A 20,068-nucleotide genomic window follows, 5' to 3' on the forward strand; every position below is an offset into this window, starting at 1 on the left:
GAGGGGAGCGTATGAGAGCTGAGCTTTTAAACAAAAAGAATATAGTGATATTTGCTGTTACGGCTTCTCTGCTCCTTACGGCTGCCCTTACCACTGCATACGCAAAATACCGCAAAGGCTCCGAAGCCGTGGAAAACACTTTTTCCACCGCTGAATACGGAGAGCCTTCCATCAGCGATAATGTAGAGAAAAACGGAAGCGGTCACTTCGTCAAGAATAATCTCGCTGTCATTGCGGCAGATGAAGGCTATCCCGTATATGTCCGCGCTGAACTCGTTGTAACATGGCAGAACGCCGACGGTATCGTTTACGGCTCTCAGCCTGTTCCCGGAACGGACTATGCCCTTGAATACGATACCGATAAATGGGTAAAGGCTTCGGACGGTTTCTTCTACTACACTGAAAAAGTTGAGAGCGGAAGTCATACCGCTCCCCTTATCGGAGCTCAGCAGGCTCTTGAACAGCTGTCTTCCGCGCCTGTAGGCTATACCATGCATGTAGAGGTCATCTCAGAGACCATACAGGCTGTGGGAAATACGGACGATGATTCCGCTTCGGCTGTTCTGAGCGCATGGGGCGTTCAGCCCGATCAGCTTGCAGAGGGAGGTCAGCCATGACTAAAAATATGAAAAAAACTTTACTGCTTGCCGCAGGTTTCATATTCATCGTGGCAGCATGCCTCTTCGCAGGAGGTATTTATGCAGAAACTGCCGATGATATGGTAACGGCAACCATAAATTACTACTATTACGATGAGAATGCAGAGGGCTTCAAGGGCTCTTCACCATTCCCTTCATTCGTTGCACATATGCCGAAGGGTTCGGCTGAAATGGCGGAAAGAAATCCCGTAGTTCCGGGATTTACGCCTTGCGATATAGACAGGAACCCCCTTGAGAGCGTATCTGTTGAATTTACGGAGGACAGTGTTACTGATATATTCTATTTTCCTTCCGAAGTTCAGTACGTTATCAGGCTGAATAAACAGACACCTGATCTTAACGGCTATGATACTGCCGTTATCATCAACGGAAAGGGCATAACAGGTACGGAACCCATAGAATTCGAGGACGATCAGCCTATAGAGGAGCTGGACGGAAAGACTCTCGCCGAGGCTTTCGAGGGATTTACCCTTATGTACCACGTTCCCGAGGTCATTGCAGCGGACGGTTCTACCGAGTTTGAGTGCTTCTACGACAGGAACAATTACCTTGTTAAGTTCGAGCTCGGAAACGGCGGCTACGGAGTTGATCCGATATATGCTCCTTATGAATCGACTCTCTACGTGAATCAGGCGCCCGTAAGAGCAGGCTATACTTTCCTCGGCTGGTCCGATCAGCAGCCTGACAGTGAGGGAAATGCTCCTGTTACGGGACTTGCTCCGACTGTCACTGAGGATAAGACCTATTATGCAGTCTGGAGAAAAAATGAACCTGTTCCTTATACGATAATCTATAAGAATGCGGATATAGATGACGGCGGAGAAACTTCCTACAGCTACTGGGGAGTTAAAACTCTTACAGCCGATCCCGATACAGTCTTTACTATCGACGAGATCATAGCCGCAAACAAGGATAACACCGAGCTCAATGATTTCGGTTATTTCACCTTCGACGAGGCTGCTACAAAAGCCGATAACCCTTCCGAGATAACTGTAAAGGGCGATGGTTCAACTATAATAAGATTCTATTATTCCAGAAACAAGTATAAGCTGAGGTTCGTTTATCTGAAGCATACATCTTCAACTTCTGTTACAGAAGGTGATCCCGTAGAGAGCATTACAGACGGTCATCAATATGCACTTGTCAATACGAACCGTGGAAGATCAAAGGTTCTTACAAATCAAAAAGCGAATGATAATATGCGTGCGCTAAAGAATTTCAGCGAAGTGAAATTCGATTATCTATGGACATTTGTTCCTGCTGAGGACGGTTATTACATACAGTATTCCGACGGTCAATACCTGTCCGTTAATATTACTAATACAAATGCAGGTAATGCTGTTGTTATGTCGGATACACCGACTCTGTTCAAAATTGCACCATATGGTGATTCTTCAAATGAATTTCTTATTTATACCACCTATGCAAATAAACAGTTTTATTTGAATGATAAAAGTAATGCGGGTGAAAGAATACAGGTGTATCCAAGTAATCCTCCTATAGAAGGTGGAAATAACAATCCGAACAGATGGCAGATATATGACGCAGAAGATGCTGTGACCACAACTATATACAGCATTATCAAAGCTGCAAACAGTACCGGAAGCGGTCACTTCCCGGGTGATGCGAGTATGAACTATGTTCTGCCTTATATGCCTGAAGTGGACACTTCATCAGGTATAACCAGAGGTTCGTATATTTACAATAACGAGGAATATGAATATCTCGAACTGGTTGCGGAATATGATGCAAATATCGAGGATATGTGGCCTGCTGACGTTATAGGAACTTCGGGAAATTATTCCTTCGGTTCATGGAGTACTCAGGACGGTACGGAATACAGAAGACGTCATTCTACTCATGCTAACATTGTAGGAGCATATCCTTATATGTCATCTGAGATGATAGTCGATCCTTCATATGTATATGATCCCGAAAACAGCGAGAGCGTTGCTCAGCTCCTCTGGGCGTGGTGGGGAAAAGCAGATGATAATGTGACTGATCACCGCTTTAATATCTATTACGAGGTGCTGGATGAGAATGATCCAAATGCTGTAAGCTATAACGGTGTAAACTATCTGCTGGACCGTACACTGGATCTTACAGCTGCTCACAATTTAAATACAAGAATAGATCCGTTCGTTTATAAGGGCTTTACTATAATCCCGTCAGAGCAGGGCGGACACGCACGTTCAAACGTTACAGAGACAGGTCAGTATCAGGATCCTGTTGACGGCGTATGGACTACCGAATTCCATTACATGCGAAATGTCCACTCTATCAGATACTATAATTACAACAGCTATTACGATACAGGCAAGGATACATCTGCTGTAAAGTATGGTCAGGCACTAAGCGAGTTCACTCCCGATACACCGCCATATCCTTCTGATCTTAAGGAGGATGCTTACGAGTTTGCAGGCTGGTATACCACCGATACCTATGACGAGCTTTTCGACTGGTCGGAAACTATGCCCGATAACGATATTACAGTGTATGCCTACTGGAAGCCCAAGACCTTTACTATCAATTTCTATAACGATGAAAGCGATTATCGGAACGGCAACCCATTTAAACACTCGGAACCCGTAGACTATGGTACATTCATCAATCCTTCGGAAGCAGAGCAAAACCTTGTTCCGCCTGTTATAACAAGCGCTACAGGTGAATACAATGCGGCAAAGGCTGGCTGGTATTACTACGACAGCAATAACAAGCTTCACGCTTTCGATCCTGCAACTATGACAGTTTCGGGCAATATGGACCTCTTTATGAAGTGGTCTTCCACTGTTCCTTCGGCTTTCGGAGTTCACTATGTTGTGAAGAACAACGAATCCGTAAAGGTTGCGGATGATACTACTGGTTACTCCTTTGTCGGTCTTACAAGGACCTTCAAGGCTAAGGTAGATGATGAACTGAATGAGGGATTCAAGACGAATTATTTCCCCGACAGAAGCAGTACTTCAATACTCATGAGCGGTGATCCCGAGCAGAACGAAAAGTCATTCTACTATGTACACCGCGACAGTGTTCCGTATACGGTCAGATACCTTGAAAAGGGTACTGACAGACCGCTTCTTGAAGACAAGATAGTAAGCGACAATATCTATTCTGTAGTTACGGAAAAATACATACCTATAAACGATTATGTTCCCGAAAACTACTACCAGTCACTTATCGTGACTGTTTCGGACGATCCTGCGGAAGAAGCAGAAAATAACGTTATAATCTTCTATTATACCGAGGATACGGTCAATGTTCCTTACCACGTAAAGTACCTCATTGAGGACGATAACGGCAAGTATACTCAGGAGATAGACGGCGTTACATACCACTTCAAGGAAGCAGGCTATATAGATTCCATAAGTCAGCGCGGAAGCACAAAGGATATAACTGTAAATACCTACAGCGGATATGAAGCCGATAATTACCACGAGATAATCTATACAAAAACAGACGATGTTGAGTACAGCACAGAGGGCGAACCGCATAAGGTTAACGGCGCTTCATCCGTAAGCCTGACTCTCGACGGCGACTGTACAGGCAAAGAACTTCACATCCATTATCTTAAGAAGTATTATCCGGTAAAGATAACATATAAGTCCTCGAATATGAACGAGGAGGCTCTTAAACTCTGGAATGAGGCTATGCTTGCAGAGTACAGCGGTCTTACAGGCGAAGATCCTGTTGAGTACGGCGGAGTTCGCTACTACAGATCATTCTACAGGATAGATGAAGACCGGAAATACAATGATACCTACACTTCGTCCGCAAAGGAACTTAACGGTTTCAATATCACAGGTGCAAATTCCAAGAGCATTATCGTTGCAGACGACGATAGCTTTACCAAAAACAAAATGGAATTCATCTATACAAGACTCGAACAGATGATGTTCAGGTTCTATGGAGTGATACCCGACGGCAATTCAAGAACTATCGCAGATCCGAACGAGATCAGCCTTCTCTCTTACAATCAGCAGATAAGATACGTCGGCGAAAGACCTACGACTGTCAGAGCTGAGACTTCAACAGACCTTTACCGGTTTGTTGGCTGGTATAACGATGAGGCTTGCACTCAGAAGGTCAACGATTCCCTGCTGAGCGGAACCGCTAAGAACGAATTCAGACCGCTCGGTTCAAACGATGACGTTTCATACTACGCTCTCTATGACTTCAAACGCGGCGATCTTACCGTAACTACCGACGGATGTGACGATACGTCTCAGTCATTCGAATATATTATCAGAGGCAAGGATCCGCATAACAGTCACATTGAGATGAAAATATGCATAAACGGCAACGGAAGCAAAACTATCAAAAACCTTCCTATCGGTAACTATGATGTTATCCAGACCGACTGGTCATGGAGATATACTCCCGATGCTGTTACAAAAACAGCGGCAGTAAATGATACTGCTCCTGTTCAGGCAGACTTTACACAGACAATGTCAGACACCAGATGGCTTGACGGAAACGGCTATAAGGACAACAAATTTGCCGAATAAAGCCGCTTAACAATGCTAAAACAAAGGGATCCAAAAACTGTCTGCACGATCGTTTTTGGATTCCCTGTTTTAATGACAATAATATTATTCTTAGTGAATAATAAAAAGAGGAGACTTAATATGAAAAAATACCTTATTCCCGCACTCATACTCGCTATGGCAGCTTCAATGACAGGCTGCGGACGTGATAAACCATCGTCAGCGTCAGCAAATTCCAATGTCAGCAGTTCTGAGACTACAGAAGCGGCATCGGATGAAACTGAAGCAGAGACAACTGCTCCTGCTGAGGAAAAAACCGAGGAAGCAACTACCGAAGAGGCGGACGGAACAAAAGAAACCGAGACTGAATCGACGGAACCTTCGGAGGACGATTTTCAGGAGCCGAGCCGTGAACCGCAGGACCTCAGCGGTATTGCAGGCTACTGGTATATAGACGGCGATGCTTCTGCTGCAAGCTTGCATATATCCAATGACGGTAAATTCGAGGCTTACTACGCAATAGGCATCAAGGAAGCAAGCGGATATATCATCAGGGAATACAGTAAGGAGATCCCGGGATATTACTTTGTTATGTATCTCGATTCGGGCGAGAAGTATATGACATTTGATGATGACGGAAGTGAGCAGAAGAACGATATTTACCTTCAGGGCGAAAATACCGTACACTACGTAAGACTCTACGGCGAAGGCGGTCTTGCAGATGACGGACGCGGTCCCGGAGAGGAATTCTGCGGAAGCTGGATGTGCGACAGAGCTAATCTGGAGATAACTCAGGAAACAGATACAGAGTTCCATGCTGTTATAAAGTGGGGCGCAAGCGCTTCAGCTCATGCCGAGTGGGATTATCCGCTTGTTCTCGAAAACGGAAAGCTCGTATGCAGCGGCAAGGGCACCAAGACTTTCGTTGAATATAAGGACGCAGGTTCTGAGCCTGAGAAGACAGTCGAGTATACCGACGGAAGCGCAGAGTTTGAAATGAGCGGCAGCGATATCAAATGGAACGATAAAAAGGAACACAGCGGAGACGATATGCTGTTCAAAGCTGATATCTATGCATAAATAAAAATGCACTCCCCTCTGTAGATTATCCTATCGAAGTCTTATATGCACTTATCGGGGGCAAACCTTTCTGAGGAAAGGTTCTTCCCCCGCACCCCCTTTCCAAAGACTTTTTGCTCCAAATTTTCAGCCTGATATATCCCTTTGCTGATATATAAAATAAACAGCAAATATTTTTGTAAGGGATATATCAGGCTGAAAATTTAAGGCGAAAGTTTTAGGAAGGGAGTTTGAGGGTGACTCCCCGCAGTGCGGGGAGATGTCACGCAGTGACAGAGGGGACCGCCTCCGTCAGAGGAACCCTTTTTCAAAAGGGTTTCCCTCAATAAATACGTGTAAAAGTCCGATAGGATAATCTACAGAGGGGAGTGTAAATATTTTTTTATGTAAAGCACAGCGGCTTCCCGAGGAAAAAGGGAAGCCGTTATGCTCATAAGGAGGTGGAGTATATAAAATTGTAGATAGCGTTTATCAGGACTGCTCACTCATCATGATCTCGACACGGTTCTGGATGAGTTTTGCAGTTTCTTCTGCGGAGCGTTCGCCATTGAAGTAGGCTTCTATCTCTTCCTGTATGATAGAGATCATATCGGATGAAAGATTGCCGATGTACGCTGCGCTTGCATTTGAGATATAGTCATAGAGATAGTCGCGCTCTTCCTGTGTAAGAGGCTTTATGTCGAACTCCTTATCGCCGATATATACCTTATCGTCATATTCTACGTCCTTGCCGTTTTCGTCTTTGTAGCTCGGCTTTTTCATAGAATCGTCCAGACGCTTGTCGAAAGCAGATTTGAGTGCAGGGAGAAGGTACATATTCTGGCTTGACTGGTTCTCTTCAGAGAAAGTTGTCTTTATAAGATCCCAGCACATATCCTTATATTCCGAAGTGCTGAGGATCGCGAAAAAGTTGTTTGCAATGACTTTGGCACCGCTTCCGTTTGTGGATGGGAAGCCGACAAGAGTCATATCATCGCCGAGATAGCCCTGTTCAGCCTGAGCATAGCTTCTTGGCTCGGTAAGGTAAAGATCGTAAAGAAGTGCCTTGTCGTTTCTGCATGCAGCTTCTCTTTCGTTCCAGTATTTATCCATTTCTTCAGGTGAAGCGTTTTCCCAGTCGAATTCCTCTTCGTCCTCGAATTGGTTGCAGAATTCAAGGAGCTTTACAAATTCGGGTGTATCTATAGTGCACTTGTTTGTTTTAGGATCAAAGAGATCAAGTCCTGCGAGGAGATAGTTGAATATATTTTCGCGGCCGTTTGCTTCTGCGAAGAGGCTCATATCCTTTGGCATCTTTTCAAATGTTTCAAGGAAATCGTCAAATGTCCAGTTCTCTTTGTCTGCGAACTTGGTCTTTGCTGCAAGAGTAGTTACACCGAAGCTGTTGCAGAGAGTATAGAGCTTTCCGTCAGTTTCGCATACGTTCAGGACGGTAGGTACGATGTCATCCTTTTTGAGGGTGTCATCCTTTGCAAGGTAATCATAAAGGTCAACGAATGCGCCCTTTGAAGCAAGTGTATTTACAATAGCAGGACTGTATGACATTATCATATCAGGACCTTTGCCTGCAACGATATCCATTTTCAGCTGATTTTCAGCGGAGCTTGTCATCTTCTCAGTCTCTTCGTCCCACTGGTCATACTTGCTGTAGTCGATAAGCTTGAAGCGGTATTCTGTATTGCTCTTGTTGAAGTTTGTGATAGCTGTGGAAGTAAGCGGATCTGAACCCATAGTAGCGATAGTTATTACCTTTACTGATGAAAGCTCGGAAGGATCGCGGCGTGTAAGGCTGTAGAATCCTTTTTCGTCAGTGGACCAGTTATAGTAATACATGAGGAAGTCGCCGTTGCTGAGTTTGAGTACAGAGCGGACAAATTCTCCGTTAAGGTCTGAATCCACCCAGTTGATAACTTCTTCTGCGGTGCCGTCGGACTTAACTCCGTAAAGTCCTGTACCTGTTGCTGCGTATACGGTATAGTCGCCGTCACCTGTGAGCATTGCGTTTGTACCTGTGATCTCAGTATCCTTAAGGTCGATAACGTCATCGGACATTTTGAATTCATTGCAGTCGATATGCTTTATCTTAAGGCTGCTTTCATCCCATGTTGCGAATGCAAGATTACCTTCTGCATCAAGGCAGCCGTTATAGAACCATGTATCTTCGCCTGTTTCTATTTCTTGCTGTATCTTTCCGTCAGTTCCGAGGACTGTGTAAATGGTATTTGTGCTTCCGTTTATTCCGATAATAACCTTATCGGTGCTTCCGCAAGGATACATCTCGCTGAAGTATATTCCCTGCGACATGCCGTCTTCTTCTGTTTCTTCTGCATACTTTTCAAGACCTGTGATAGGATTCTGTGTGATGACTTTTCCGTCGGAACCGATAGTATATACAGAATAGCTGTATGTTGCGGCAGCTTCCATAGCTTCATAGTCGAATGTCTCGGGATCGAAATTCGGATCTTCAAAATCAGGCATCTTGAAATCGCCGTAATCTACATTGGTAACTGCTGCAACTATAGTTCCGTCAGAAAGTGCTGTTGCGCTGATGTTGCTGTCTTTTCCGAATTCCACATCCACCTTGCGGATGTCTGTAAGGTCCTTGTTTGCTATGTTGAGCTCGATACCTGATTCGCCGTAAACGGAGAGAAGGATATCATCGTTTGAGTTCAGAAGACACATCGAGTTTATCATGTTGAATTCCGAACCCACTCCAAGGTCAACGGCGCTGTATGCGTTTGTGATAGTTTTTTCTGATGTTTTATCGGCAGTGCTGCCGCCTTTTCCGCCTGAGTTTGCACAGGATGCAGATGATACGAGCGTACTCAGTGCAAGAAGACCTGTAATAGTTTTTCTTACTGTAGTGTTATTCATGACTGTTGATTCCTTTCGTTACTATTATTTATTTTTTCTTTCTTTTGTTCTTTACGCTGTCCTGCGTTGTAGATGATGTTGTTTATCTTTTCTGTTATAGCCGAGATGACCGCTTTTTCCTTGCTGTTGACGAACTTCCACAGCAGGAAGAGAAGCCAGAGCAGTGTCATTATCGGTATCGCAAGAAGCAGCCGGCTCCAGAAATAAAGTGGGGTTGTCTTGTATTCTATTATGCGTGATGCGTTTTCCCAGTAGGGGAAGGTCACTGTATTGTTCCTTATTGCGTAATCGGAGAGCTTGCGTATCTGTTTTGCTCTTGTCGATTTGTTATAGCGCGAGGTGTTGTTTACAAGGACGTAATTGTTTTTGTACGAGCCCTTGAAGAATTTATTAAGTGAATTATAAGCGTAGTTCTTTACGGGATCGGGTGAAACGCACTCATAGCACGTTACCTTCTTGAACTCTCCGCTGTCTGATGAAGGGGGCATATCAGGTGAACCTGCCTGATATGAGGGAGCTGAACCTCCTGAAAGGAGCTTTACGCCTTCATAGGATATGTATGCATGACGTGTATCGCCTGCGGTCTTTTTTTCTGCTTTGGTGCTTACATCGCTTATAACGCCTGAGATGTAGAATTTGCTGCCGTTGATATATACGGGTTTGCCCTGTATATTAGCCGAACCGTAAAGGGACCACGCAAGGCTTCTGTCTATCACTACGGTATCCTGCGAAAGGTCGGAATCCGTGAAGTATGAACCGCTTTCAAGGTTGAATCCGCGGAACAGGAAGAAGTTTCCGCCTGCAACGGTCAGTTCAGCATCGGACTTTCCGTTTATATCACTTGAAAGACTTACATTTCCATACCTTGCACTGTAGGCATTGGGAAGCAGCTCTGCATTACCTTCGGGGACTATGGATACGGCTTTCAGTGCCTCGAACATACTGCTCCGCACTGCATTTACGGTATCAGTGGTGAAGCCTGCATCATCGGCAAGAAAGCAGCTGAGCTGTGAATAGCTTTCCTTGCTTCCGTTCGCCCATTTTCTTGCAGCGGTATCATATACCTGCTTCTTAACAAGTGAACCGCCGATGCACGAAAGCAGAAGTGAACCTGCAATGGCCGCAGCGTTTGCAGCAGCAACGATCACATGCAGTTTTTTCAGTTTAAGCTTCAAAGTGACCACCGCCCGTCTTACTTTTCTTTCATGCGGACCTGATCACCCGGATCAACAGGCTTGCTTGCGGCTGTTATAACATAGTCGCCGTTTGCAATAGAACCGCTTACGGCACAGGAATTATCATCCGAAGCAAGTACCTCTACCTTGACCTTTTCTGCGTAGTAACGGTTTCCGAGAGGTGAGCTCTTTGATCTTACTGTGAGTACATATTTGCCCTCGTTGTCATCCTGTACAGCGCTTCTCGGAACGATAGCGTCGTATGATGCGCTTCCGCAGGGAATAGCTATTTCAAGACCTTCGCCCGAAGTAACATCGCCTGAGATCGTGAGTTTTACAGATTTTTCTCTTGAACCTGCCTGTGAGCTGTTCTTTATTTCGCTGACAACGGCTTCAACATCGCCGCCCCAGTTGTTGAGTATCTCTGCCTTAGCGCCCTTCTTTACCTTCTTTGCCTTTTCTGCATCTATGTTTATCGTCATAGTGAAGCCTTCATCGGAAAGATCGATGATCGCAAGAGGTGAATCGGGTACGGTAGTCTCGCCCGGCTTTATGTTTATGGAGCTTACAACTCCGCTGTATTTCGATTTTATCTCTGAAACATCATTCTTCTTTTTCAGCTTTTCAAGCTCTTCCTTTGCACGGTCGATCTCTTTCTTCTGTGCAGCGAGTTCGAGGTTTGAAAGTGCGGAAGCGTTATCGCCTTCACGCTTTGCCTTGTTAAGGTCACTGATGAGACCTTCGAGAGCTCTCTGCTTCTGCTCTACGTCTGCAACAAGCTGATCGTAGCTTACGGCATCGCTCACTGATGATATCGGCATATCCACAGAGCTGCTCATGCCGTCGCCCACAAGACCTGTGTAGTAATCAACATTGTTTTCAGCATCTGTAAGCTGACTTACAAGGTCGTTCCTGAGACTGTACTTATAGTCGTTGTAAGCGGAACGGAGCTCGCTGACCTTAGCGGACTTTGCTTCCATATCAGCCTTTGCGGAGTCTATCTCCTCCTGAGGTGCATCGCCTGCTGCAAGTGTTGTGAAAAGTGTGGAAGCTTCACTGTATGCTGCGGAAGCTTCGTCAAGCTCGTTCTTCATTTTTACGAGCTGACCTGAATACTCAGGTGCGGCAGAAGCGTATTCGTCCATATCTATAGCCGATATAGTGTTCTGGAGCTTGGTCTGGAGCTTGGTGTAGTAGTTGAGCTGCGACTTGTTTGCGTTGTATGTATCCTGAGAAGAATTATCGCTGCCCTGATCGGGTGAATAGCTGTCACGCTTTGCGATAGCTGCGTTGAGTTCCGCACGGGCATCAGCTATTGCCTGATTCTCCTTGGAGTAATCGGCAGGCAGTGTAAGGAGGGCTTTCTGGTAGGCGAGTTCCAGTTCGGAGAGCTGCTTTTCGGCAGTTTTTATCTCTTCGCTGTCACCTCCGCCGACTGTAAAGAGAACGTCGTCCTTTTTGACTTCCTGACCTGTCTTTATCATAATTGTATCGATGGTCTTGTTTCCGTCTACCTTGACTTCGTAAGCCTGATTCGATTCAACTGTACCGTTTCCTCTTATCCTTTCAGTAAGCTTGCCCGAAGCAGTTCTTTCGGTAGATATCTCGGCAAGTGATCTGTTCATTATTGTATTTGAAAAGAAAGTCAGCACCAGCAGTGCAGCGAGGAATATAATAAGTATGGTTTTTATTATCTCTCGTTTCCTGTTTGGGGTATAGACCTTTTCTTCGTTCATGACTTCTTTGTTTTCAGCCATTATCCACATCTCCTAATGATGAAATTACGTAAACGGAACTGCTTTGCAGTCCGTGCTGTCCGCGGCGGAGACGGACCAAAATGTCCGTCCCGCAGACAGTCTCATATTTATCCTTGGCAGGGTACGCCGAGCGTTACCCTTTTATACCGCCTGAGTAGGTTATTCCTTCAACGAGGTCATCCTCGCCGTAAAGGAACATCAGTATCGTAGGCACCATGTATACAACGCCTACGGCAAATGCGAGACCAACGTCTCCCGAATTTATCTGCGAAAGGAATACGGAAAGCGGATGCTTATCCTTATCCTGTAAGAGTACCAGCGGCTGTTCCACCATGTTCCAGTAATCGATGAATACCAGCATGACTACCGAAACGATAGCGCTCTTGCAAAGAGGTATGTGTATCTTTGCAAGTATCTGGAATTCGCTTGCGCCGTCCAGCTTTGCGGCTTCTATGTAGGATACGGGGATTCGCTTCATTACCTTTGTCAGCAGGAATATACTGAAGGGAGCGAATACTCCCGGAAGGATTATCGCCCACCGCGTGTTCAGAAGTCCCGTTTTGTCAGCTACAAGGAAGTTCGGAACGAGGGTTACCTGATAGGGCATGAGCATCAGTATAACGTATGCGAAGAATATGATGCTCTTTATTTTGCCGTTGTATCTTGAAAATCCATAGGATGCGAATATCGCTATAAGCAGCTGGAAAAGCGTTATCGGTACGGTAAGTATCACCGAATTCCAGAACTTCAGGAGATAATCGGGACTTTTCAGAAGTACGGCTTTGTACTGGTCGAAAGTTACCTTATCGGGGATGAATTTTAGGTTTACATTATCAGAAATGAAGACCTTTGTATCATCTGTCATATTGCCGAACATCGTTCCGTAGTTAGCGGATATCTCCGATGATGTCATAAAGGAATTGGCGATGGTCAGTACCGTCGGCATAAGGAAAAGTACGGCTGCCGCACACGCAAATATCGTGAAAGCTATGTTCAGTGTATGTGTCTTTTGCCTGCGGGAAAGCGCCATCAGTTCTCCACGTCCTTTCCGAATATATTCTCGGCTATCATCAGTACAGCGATGATGACCATCATTACAAGGGCGAACAGAACTGCCGCTGCCGAAAGCTTCTGGTAATCGAGACTGTTGAACGTGTTGTTCATGAAGTGCTGAAGCATGTACAGCTTGTCAAAGGGATAATCTCCCGTAAGCAGATAGACCTCTCTGAATATCTTGAATGAGTTGATGAGCGAAAGAATGAGTACGAATAATATAGTAGGGGAGAGGTACCTTAATTTTATATGAAAGAACTGATATACCTTTCCTGCGCCTTCAAGTTCGGCAACTTCGATTATGTCCTTCGGGATGCCTGCAAGTGCCGACATGAAGAGTATCATGTTGTATCCGAGGTTTTTCCACAGGAACATCAGTACTATTATTATCTGTCCGTGAGCTGATTTCAGCCAGTCGGGACCTTTTCCGCCGAATGCCTCTATTATCTGGTTTATCGTTCCGTGATTGTGGAACAATACCTGCCATACAAGCACTACCGAAGCAGTGGGGACCATAAGCGGACTTAAGAAGAAGGTTCTGAATACGCTTTTTCCCGGGATATTCCTGTCAAGTATCATTGCAAGCCCGAGAGAAAGCACAAGCGAAAGCGGTACAGCGGTCAGCGAGAATATCGCCGTATTTGTACTTGCTTTTCTGAAAGCACTGTTTGAAAACAGGTTTATGTAGTTATCGAGTCCCGTGAAATTACGGGTTATCGGATTATCTATAAGCGAATAATAGATTATGATGCCGAAGGGTATCAGGAAAAATACCATAACGCCTATAACGCTCGGTGCAATGCAAAAGTCGCTGAATATCCGCTCACCTCTGCGTCCGCACTGTGATTTGTTGTTTTTCATTTGACCACACCTTAATGTAATTGCTGAGAAAAAGTTGTCCTAATAATATACGTGTCATAAAAGGCGTAAAAAGACAACTCTTAGATAAATTTTTATTATTTAACATTATCTATGATATAACATTAACAAACAAAAGTCAAGTGTTTTTCTCAATTTTAAGGAAGATTTTAAAAGATCGCCGTTCACATATCGCATCGGATAACCCGACAGCTTGTGTTAACCGAGGGTAACGGCGAACGGTTCTGTTTCAGACTTAAGTGTGTTAGTTGATTAGTGTACTAATCGGAACAATACACTTGCTACAGTTATATGATAACACTATTTCTTTCCGCTGTCAAGTGGTTTTGCATTTTTTTTGCATAACATTACAAAAAAGTAATGATAATGCAGTATTACGTCCGATCATTCCTTACATATATACTATCGTAAAAAAAGTAAGGATTGTGACACCGATATCTGCATTTTATTATATATTACAACCTTAAAATTCGAATGATTTATTCCTTAATTTTTCCTTACCTTCAACCTCTGTTAAAACATCTCGCGAATAATCGCGAGTTTTTTGTGCAGATTGACTTTTTTTCGCTTCCGCTATTGACTTTTATTTTCCTCCGTGATATAATATTATCTGTTGAAACGCCGTGCGGGTGTAGTTCAATGGTAGAATTCCAGCCTTCCAAGCTGGTTACGTGGGTTCGATTCCCATCACCCGCTCCATTTTATTTAGCAGCTTGTGGCTGCTAAAATTGTCTATGCGCCTTTAACTCAGCTGGATAGAGTAACTGCCTTCTAAGCAGTAAGCCGCTGGTTCGAATCCAGCAAGGCGCGCCATTCCGAAACTCTCCTTTATATTTACTATATGATGGAGAGCTTCGTTTATATTTACATGGTGGGTGTAGCTTAGCTGGTTAAAGCGTCGGATTGTGGTCCCGAAGACCGTGGGTTCGAATCCCATCTCCCACCCTCTAAAATATAACAACTACTCAGATTACAAGCATGTATTCTGAGTACTTGCTATATTACAATAAAAATTGTGATTTGACAGCTCCTCTGCTCTCGATAACATTTACGCTATTTCACATCATGTTATCGCATTGCTTACAGCTTACGGCTCGTGAAACCTTGACCTTGCAGACATTAGTGTTGATTCAGCTTTACTGAACAGGTTCACATCGTGGCTCGTTCCCCCGACTCATCCTCTTCCCGAGTGGTTACGGATTGAAAAAGAGTAAAGGTAGCAGCAAGTAAACTTGCTTCAAATCTTGATATTCAGTTATCAAGGTTCACCATAGCAATAAAAAAGTCAAACCTTTCAGATTGACAACACACGAAATACTGAAAGGCTTGACAAGTTCTATTATAAGTGTTATAATGTAATGTATTATTACGATACAACACACGAATAGCATTCTCACTAAGTCATTCAGATGTTTTGGTCATCTGTCTGATTACGAGGCGTAGTTGGTCTGCAAACCGACTATGCCTTGTGGGGGTGCTTTTTATATTGCTTTTTTATTATAACACATTTATTGTAGTCTGTCAACTGATATTTAAAAAAACTCCTGAAAATTTTTTCAGGAGTTTTTTGTATGGCGATTTTTCTTATGAAATAGGGATTTCCTTTATTCGTGATGCATCATTGTCGTAATACAATATTATCCTGTTGTATGCATCATTTTCAGAGCTGAACCACATATTAGAAGCTGTTCCAGAATCATTATCAGGTAAAGTCCAAGTATATATAGATTTAACTTCCGTAGAATCTTGGGATAGTACGGCGGATGAAAGTAATGCAACGTACTGATCTGTTGCATTCTTGAATATAACAGCAAAGGTGTAATCAATTTCTGAAAAAGAACCTTTTGAACCGAAAGAGTTTTGATCGTATGCTTCTTGATTATAAATTGGAAAATCGTGGTTAATGTAATAGAATTTTACAGGAGTTAAACTCTCTTTCTCAATATCGATGTTTTCTGATTCTACTGCATCATTCTTTACATTATCTATAAGTTGATTAGTAAGATCAGGAGTAAGCTGAGAATCGCTGAAAAAGTATTTTTCAAATTCATCTGTTGGGATAACAAATTCTTTTTCGATTGGATCTAATATTAAATCTTCTTTTTCTATTGATTTTACAGTGTCTTCTTCTAAAGTTAGTTTTATAGTTACGCTATTTAAGTCTATAGATTCAAGTGTTGTTTTATAGTTATAATCATTAAAAGCATTAGTAAATGGAACGGCTTTAGCATCTAAACTGATTTCAAATGCGTAAGGAGGAAAAGTAGCGGTCGATTCAGTTATTGTTACTGGATTTTCACATTCAATATTAATTTCAAGGTTTTGAAACGGATCATAGTATGCTATTGGTTTGGTTGTTGGTTCAACGATTTCTGAAGAGGGAGCATCAGAGCTTGGAGCTGAACTGTCAGCAGAGTTACCGCATCCAACAGAAGCAAGTGTGAGTAGTAATGCCGAACATAGTATAGATATTTTCTTCATTAGTTAATCCTGCCTTTCATCAGTCATGCAATTGTGCTATTATAGCACAATTGCTTTTTTAATTATAAATCATAATCGAAGGAATGTCAATCTTTTGAACCATATACTTGAACCCTTAGCTGCATATTTCTCATACGAAGCAGCTTGTTTTCTTCTTCAATCAATTCCAGTTTGGTTTTCTCCGCTTTCCTGATCATCTTCTGACGCTGACGATAGTTGTGTAAGTTAACAGTGTTGCTCTGCTCTCTTGCTAACTTAGCGTGTTCATCACAATACTTCTTTGCGATGATGCTAAAGTAGTTTATCTCATTGCCTTCGTTGTCGATACAAGTTTTAGTATCACCCAAGTAAGAGCCGCAGAATTTACAATATTTCTTCATAATAAGTCCCTCGCTTTGCTTTCGTTTTGCTTTCGTTTTGCTTTCGCTTTGCTTGTAACAGTACGCATTTGCCGTTTTTCTTCCCGGCAGGGGAGAGAGGTACATCAAGGGGAGGGCAACTCCCCTGTTATTCTGTGACAGTTTCCTCTGATTCATCATCGTCTGAATCATACGGAAGCTCTCCCCAACGTCTAAGAGTGACAGCAGTAACGTGTCGCTTATGCAGCTGCTCTGACTTCTCGAACAGGTCAATAAGGAGTTGCTCACGTTCGTTCTCAGCAATGACTTTCAGCTGCTTGGTGCTGACGTTCTTTCCGTTGCACAGAAAGTCATACTTACTTCCCTTTCCGTCATACAGTGTTGGCACATCGATAGTTACGTTCTTAAGATGCCGACCGTCAGTGTTATTGAGATCGATAATCATGTTCTCGATAGTTCTGTACTTCTGTGCCGTCTCATAAAGATCATCGATACTGTCAAGATACTGTATGATCTGACGTGGTGATAGATGCTTCTGTTTGCGCTTATAGTGTTTCCACACAAGAAATGCGAAGCAACTCCAAAATACAGCAAAGAAGATATATTCATCCATAGGCAGCTCCCCTCCTTACACAACATCAGGAAACTGATTAATGACGAATTCATACTTCCATGTATCATCAGCCTTGATTCCGTCTTTTCTGAGCCATTCCCTGATAGTAAGATAGCAGTTGCTATAAGTCTTTCCTGTGCGTTCACAGTATTCGTCAACACGTTCTATGTAGTCTGTAGTTGTTTTTTTGCCATAGTCAGCGAGCAAAGAATTGTATTCTTCTTCAGTGAGCGTGACGTGTGCGTATTCGCCGTATATTAATGCGTCAGCATTAATATTTGTCTTTGTATTTGTTTTTGTATTAGTCTTAGTCTTTGTATTGGTGCTTCTGGTGCTTGAATAATCACGCTCGTTCACGTTCGTGGTATCAAAAGCACGTTCGTGTACGTTCGTGCTTTCTGGTGAACGTTCGTGATCATCAACATCATCGTCAGCACGTTCGTCAACGTTCGTGTTTTTGGCTTCACGTTTCTTTCGTTCACGAGTAGTGGCTATTTCTTTGTTCTTCCTGCATTTCTCGTCATACTTGTTAGCCACTTCATCAAGTTGTGCCTTGATAACGCTGAAAAGTACATTGACAGTCAGATCGTCGGAATTAAGTTCTTCCCCTGTTGCACTGTATTCAAAAATGCCCTTTATAAGCTTTCCTGCCTGTTCATCGGACAGCATATTGAATTCCTTCTGCCTGTCAAGAAATAGTGTGATGTATTTTAAGTCTGCCATGCTTACCATCCTTTCTGCTAACTAATACGCAAGGAGTGACATATTAGTGATTTGTATATTTGTATTGTACACTAAAAAGTGTAATTTTGCAATACTGTTTAAGAAAAAATACTGATTTCAGTGTATATTTTGTTTAGGTTCACAATCTGTTTTTTTAAAAGAAAGTGTAATTAAACAAATTCACTAAAAAGTGTATGCCTTATTGACTTTTACACTTATATGTGATAGAATAGCATTGAATAGGATTTTTTGACATTAAGAGGTGAAAGTGTATGAACAATGTCCTTAAAGAGCTTAGGCAGAAAAAAGGTTGCAAACATAAAGAAATGTCAGAAGCTCTTGGAGTTAGTGTATCACAGTTAAGCGATTATGAAAACGGTAGAAAAAAACTTGGTATGTCGATGGCTATAAAACTTGCGGATTTTTACAACGTTTCTCTCGATTACATTATGGGGAGAGAAACTGATATAGATAACAGATCCGACATTGAAAGATTAACAGCTGAGAATAATCTTACCGGTGCCGATGAAGAATTTCTAAAGCAGAATCAAGATCAGCTTGTTCAACTTCTTAAGAAAAAACAGGATGAAATAGATGAACTGAAAAGAGAGAATCTGGAACTCAGAGCTAAGTACGAATAAATTGTGCTATTATAGCACAATTTTAAAGATAGCTTTTACTACCACCTTCAATAAAAAAACAAACCTCCCCGACAATCTATTTGTCAGGGAGGTTTGTGCTATTATAGCACAGTTTCATTTTTTAATGTAAGTGATAAATAAAACGCATCACATAAGAGTGATAATCGCTTCCTGAGGTTGCTGTATTTTTTTTACATGATAAAACATAACGTATATTTCCCCTGTGCAGTTTTTACAGTGACAGAGTCTCTTGATTGTGCAAGGCGCAGAAATGTGCAAGTGTACATTGATTTTCAGTATTACCTGCTGTATAATATGTTTATTAATTTGTCTCTAAGGAGGATGAAAAATGAAAATGAGTAAATTTCTTGCTGCTGTTCTTGCAGTGACGATTATAAGTGGAGGAGCAGATCCATTAACGACAGAAATGCCTGAACTTTCAATGACGACTGTAGCGGCAGAAAATAAAACAGGGACTTTAGGAAATGACATTACCTGGATACTTGATTCAGAAGGTACTCTTACTATTAATGGCACGGGCAAAATGAAGAATTTTAGTCAAACAAAATCAGCTTTTGATGATGATGTAGGAAATCTGAAAAACAATATAAAAAATGTTGTTATAAGTGATGGTATAACTAACATAGGTAATTATTTGTTTAGAAATTGTCAAAATATAAAAACGGTTATTATTCCAGATTCGGTACAAATAATTGGTAGCGGAGCCTTTGCTCGTTGCTTAAGTCTTGAATCAATAACCATACCTGATTCTGTTATGGAAATAGGAGATCATGCGTTCAGCACTTGCAGTAAGCTCGAATCTATAGATATGCCTGACAAGTTAACGATAATAGCTGAGAGAACGTTTGAATCTTGTTCTAACCTTAAGTCAATTAATATTCCAGATTCGGTACAAATAATTGGTAGCGGAGCCTTTGCTCATTGCTTAAGTCTTGAATCAATAACCATACCTGATTCTGTGACAGAATTAGGGGCAAGTTCGTTTTATTTGTGCAGTAAACTCAAATCTATTTCTTTTCCAGATTCTATATCAATAATTCCTGTAGGAACTTTTGGCGGATGTTACAGTATTATAGATGTTACACTTCCTCAAAATATCACAGGAATTTGTTCTGGAGCATTTGCTAATTGCAATTCTTTGGAATCTATATCAATACTAAACCCTAGCTGTGAGTTTTTTGATAGTGATCGTACTATTTCAAATGTTGAAAATTATTATTCCACCTCTCCAGCTGAATATAGTGGTGTTATTCGTGGCTACGATAATTC

At 42.5% G+C, this 20,068-nt stretch carries 14 protein-coding genes and 3 tRNA genes; 8 read left to right on the top strand and 9 right to left on the bottom strand.

Features of this window, described 5'->3' with window-relative positions; translation table 11 throughout:
* The first annotated feature begins 11 nt into the window (after window positions 1-11).
* The 3 genes from BT127_RS11175 to BT127_RS11185 all read left to right on the top strand — a co-directional run bounded on the left by BT127_RS11175 (window position 12) and on the right by BT127_RS11185 (window position 6,223).
* Window positions 12-617, top strand: coding sequence for a hypothetical protein (locus BT127_RS11175; RefSeq protein WP_075425085.1), 606 nt, complete (start codon window positions 12-14; stop codon window positions 615-617).
* Window positions 614-5,164, top strand: a complete 4,551-nt coding sequence (locus BT127_RS11180) for an InlB B-repeat-containing protein (RefSeq protein ID WP_075425086.1) — start codon at window positions 614-616, stop codon at window positions 5,162-5,164. The genes BT127_RS11175 and BT127_RS11180 overlap by 4 nt, the downstream gene beginning before the upstream one ends.
* 120 nt (window positions 5,165-5,284) lie before the next feature.
* Window positions 5,285-6,223, top strand: a complete 939-nt coding sequence (locus BT127_RS11185) for a hypothetical protein (RefSeq protein ID WP_075425087.1) — start codon at window positions 5,285-5,287, stop codon at window positions 6,221-6,223.
* 471 nt (window positions 6,224-6,694) lie between these two features.
* On the opposite strand, the gene BT127_RS11190 is transcribed toward BT127_RS11185, so the two are convergent.
* From BT127_RS11190 to BT127_RS11210, 5 genes are all read right to left on the bottom strand, one after another.
* Window positions 6,695-9,097, bottom strand: a complete 2,403-nt coding sequence (locus BT127_RS11190) for an ABC transporter substrate-binding protein (protein ID WP_075425088.1) — start codon at window positions 9,095-9,097, stop codon at window positions 6,695-6,697.
* Window positions 9,094-10,272: an ABC transporter permease gene (locus BT127_RS11195; RefSeq protein WP_075425089.1), complete on the bottom strand. Its 1,179-nt coding sequence runs from the start codon at window positions 10,270-10,272 to the stop codon at window positions 9,094-9,096. The genes BT127_RS11190 and BT127_RS11195 overlap by 4 nt, the downstream gene beginning before the upstream one ends.
* A 17-nt stretch (window positions 10,273-10,289) precedes the next feature.
* Window positions 10,290-12,029: an HlyD family efflux transporter periplasmic adaptor subunit gene (locus BT127_RS11200; protein WP_075425090.1), complete on the bottom strand. Its 1,740-nt coding sequence runs from the start codon at window positions 12,027-12,029 to the stop codon at window positions 10,290-10,292.
* A 133-nt stretch (window positions 12,030-12,162) separates the two neighbouring features.
* Window positions 12,163-13,059 carry a carbohydrate ABC transporter permease gene (locus BT127_RS11205; RefSeq protein WP_075425091.1) on the bottom strand — a complete coding sequence of 299 codons (897 nt, stop codon included), beginning with the start codon at window positions 13,057-13,059 and terminating at the stop codon, window positions 12,163-12,165.
* Complete coding sequence (locus BT127_RS11210) at window positions 13,059-13,943, bottom strand: carbohydrate ABC transporter permease (protein WP_075425092.1); 885 nt, start codon at window positions 13,941-13,943, stop codon at window positions 13,059-13,061. The genes BT127_RS11205 and BT127_RS11210 overlap by 1 nt, the downstream gene beginning before the upstream one ends.
* A 643-nt stretch (window positions 13,944-14,586) precedes the next feature.
* Here BT127_RS11210 and BT127_RS11215 point away from each other — a divergent pair.
* The 3 genes from BT127_RS11215 (at window position 14,587) to BT127_RS11225 (ending at window position 14,907) form a co-directional block, all read left to right on the top strand.
* Window positions 14,587-14,660: transfer RNA gene (locus BT127_RS11215), tRNA-Gly, on the top strand.
* Between the two features lie 37 nt (window positions 14,661-14,697).
* Window positions 14,698-14,774, top strand: a tRNA-Arg gene (locus tag BT127_RS11220).
* Between the two features lie 57 nt (window positions 14,775-14,831).
* Window positions 14,832-14,907: transfer RNA gene (locus BT127_RS11225), tRNA-His, on the top strand.
* Between the two features lie 638 nt (window positions 14,908-15,545).
* Here BT127_RS11225 and BT127_RS11230 read toward each other — a convergent pair.
* The 4 genes from BT127_RS11230 to BT127_RS11245 all read right to left on the bottom strand — a co-directional run bounded on the left by BT127_RS11230 (window position 15,546) and on the right by BT127_RS11245 (window position 18,137).
* Window positions 15,546-16,442, bottom strand: a complete 897-nt coding sequence (locus BT127_RS11230) for a hypothetical protein (protein ID WP_075425093.1) — start codon at window positions 16,440-16,442, stop codon at window positions 15,546-15,548.
* Window positions 16,443-16,528: 86 nt separating this feature from the next.
* On the bottom strand, window positions 16,529-16,993 hold the full coding sequence (locus BT127_RS11235) for a hypothetical protein (RefSeq protein ID WP_075425094.1): 465 nt from the start codon (window positions 16,991-16,993) through the stop codon (window positions 16,529-16,531).
* Entirely contained in the window at window positions 16,950-17,414 is a 465-nt protein-coding gene (locus BT127_RS11240; RefSeq protein ID WP_075425095.1) for a hypothetical protein, read from the bottom strand. The genes BT127_RS11235 and BT127_RS11240 overlap by 44 nt, the downstream gene beginning before the upstream one ends.
* Before the next feature lie 15 nt (window positions 17,415-17,429).
* On the bottom strand, window positions 17,430-18,137 hold the full coding sequence (locus BT127_RS11245; protein ID WP_075425096.1) for a DUF6291 domain-containing protein: 708 nt from the start codon (window positions 18,135-18,137) through the stop codon (window positions 17,430-17,432).
* 272 nt (window positions 18,138-18,409) lie between these two features.
* Here BT127_RS11245 and BT127_RS11250 point away from each other — a divergent pair, with 272 nt between their 5' ends.
* A complete protein-coding gene (locus tag BT127_RS11250; protein ID WP_075425097.1) occupies window positions 18,410-18,778 on the top strand; it encodes a helix-turn-helix domain-containing protein in 369 nt (122 codons plus the stop codon).
* Between the two features lie 349 nt (window positions 18,779-19,127).
* The coding region (locus tag BT127_RS11255; protein WP_075425098.1) for a leucine-rich repeat domain-containing protein at window positions 19,128-20,068 on the top strand (941 nt) is incomplete at its 3' end.

This window comes from Ruminococcus sp. XPD3002 (assembly GCA_900119535.1).
Lineage (GTDB): Bacteria > Bacillota > Clostridia > Oscillospirales > Ruminococcaceae > Ruminococcus > Ruminococcus flavefaciens_H.

Excerpts from the sequence above, each read along its gene's own strand:
- BT127_RS11205 (WP_075425091.1), bottom strand. The coding sequence starts at position 13,059 with ATGGCGCTTTCCCGCAGGCAAAAGACACATACACTGAACATAGCTTTC.
- BT127_RS11180 (WP_075425086.1), top strand. The coding sequence starts at position 614 with ATGACTAAAAATATGAAAAAAACTTTACTGCTTGCCGCAGGTTTCATA.
- BT127_RS11175 (WP_075425085.1), top strand. The coding sequence starts at position 12 with ATGAGAGCTGAGCTTTTAAACAAAAAGAATATAGTGATATTTGCTGTT.
- BT127_RS11200 (WP_075425090.1), bottom strand. The coding sequence starts at position 12,029 with ATGGCTGAAAACAAAGAAGTCATGAACGAAGAAAAGGTCTATACCCCA.
- BT127_RS11250 (WP_075425097.1), top strand. The coding sequence starts at position 18,410 with ATGAACAATGTCCTTAAAGAGCTTAGGCAGAAAAAAGGTTGCAAACAT.
- BT127_RS11230 (WP_075425093.1), bottom strand. The coding sequence starts at position 16,442 with ATGAAGAAAATATCTATACTATGTTCGGCATTACTACTCACACTTGCT.
- BT127_RS11245 (WP_075425096.1), bottom strand. The coding sequence starts at position 18,137 with ATGGCAGACTTAAAATACATCACACTATTTCTTGACAGGCAGAAGGAA.
- BT127_RS11235 (WP_075425094.1), bottom strand. The coding sequence starts at position 16,993 with ATGATTCAGACGATGATGAATCAGAGGAAACTGTCACAGAATAACAGG.
- BT127_RS11190 (WP_075425088.1), bottom strand. The coding sequence starts at position 9,097 with ATGAATAACACTACAGTAAGAAAAACTATTACAGGTCTTCTTGCACTG.
- BT127_RS11210 (WP_075425092.1), bottom strand. The coding sequence starts at position 13,943 with ATGAAAAACAACAAATCACAGTGCGGACGCAGAGGTGAGCGGATATTC.
- BT127_RS11185 (WP_075425087.1), top strand. The coding sequence starts at position 5,285 with ATGAAAAAATACCTTATTCCCGCACTCATACTCGCTATGGCAGCTTCA.
- BT127_RS11240 (WP_075425095.1), bottom strand. The coding sequence starts at position 17,414 with ATGGATGAATATATCTTCTTTGCTGTATTTTGGAGTTGCTTCGCATTT.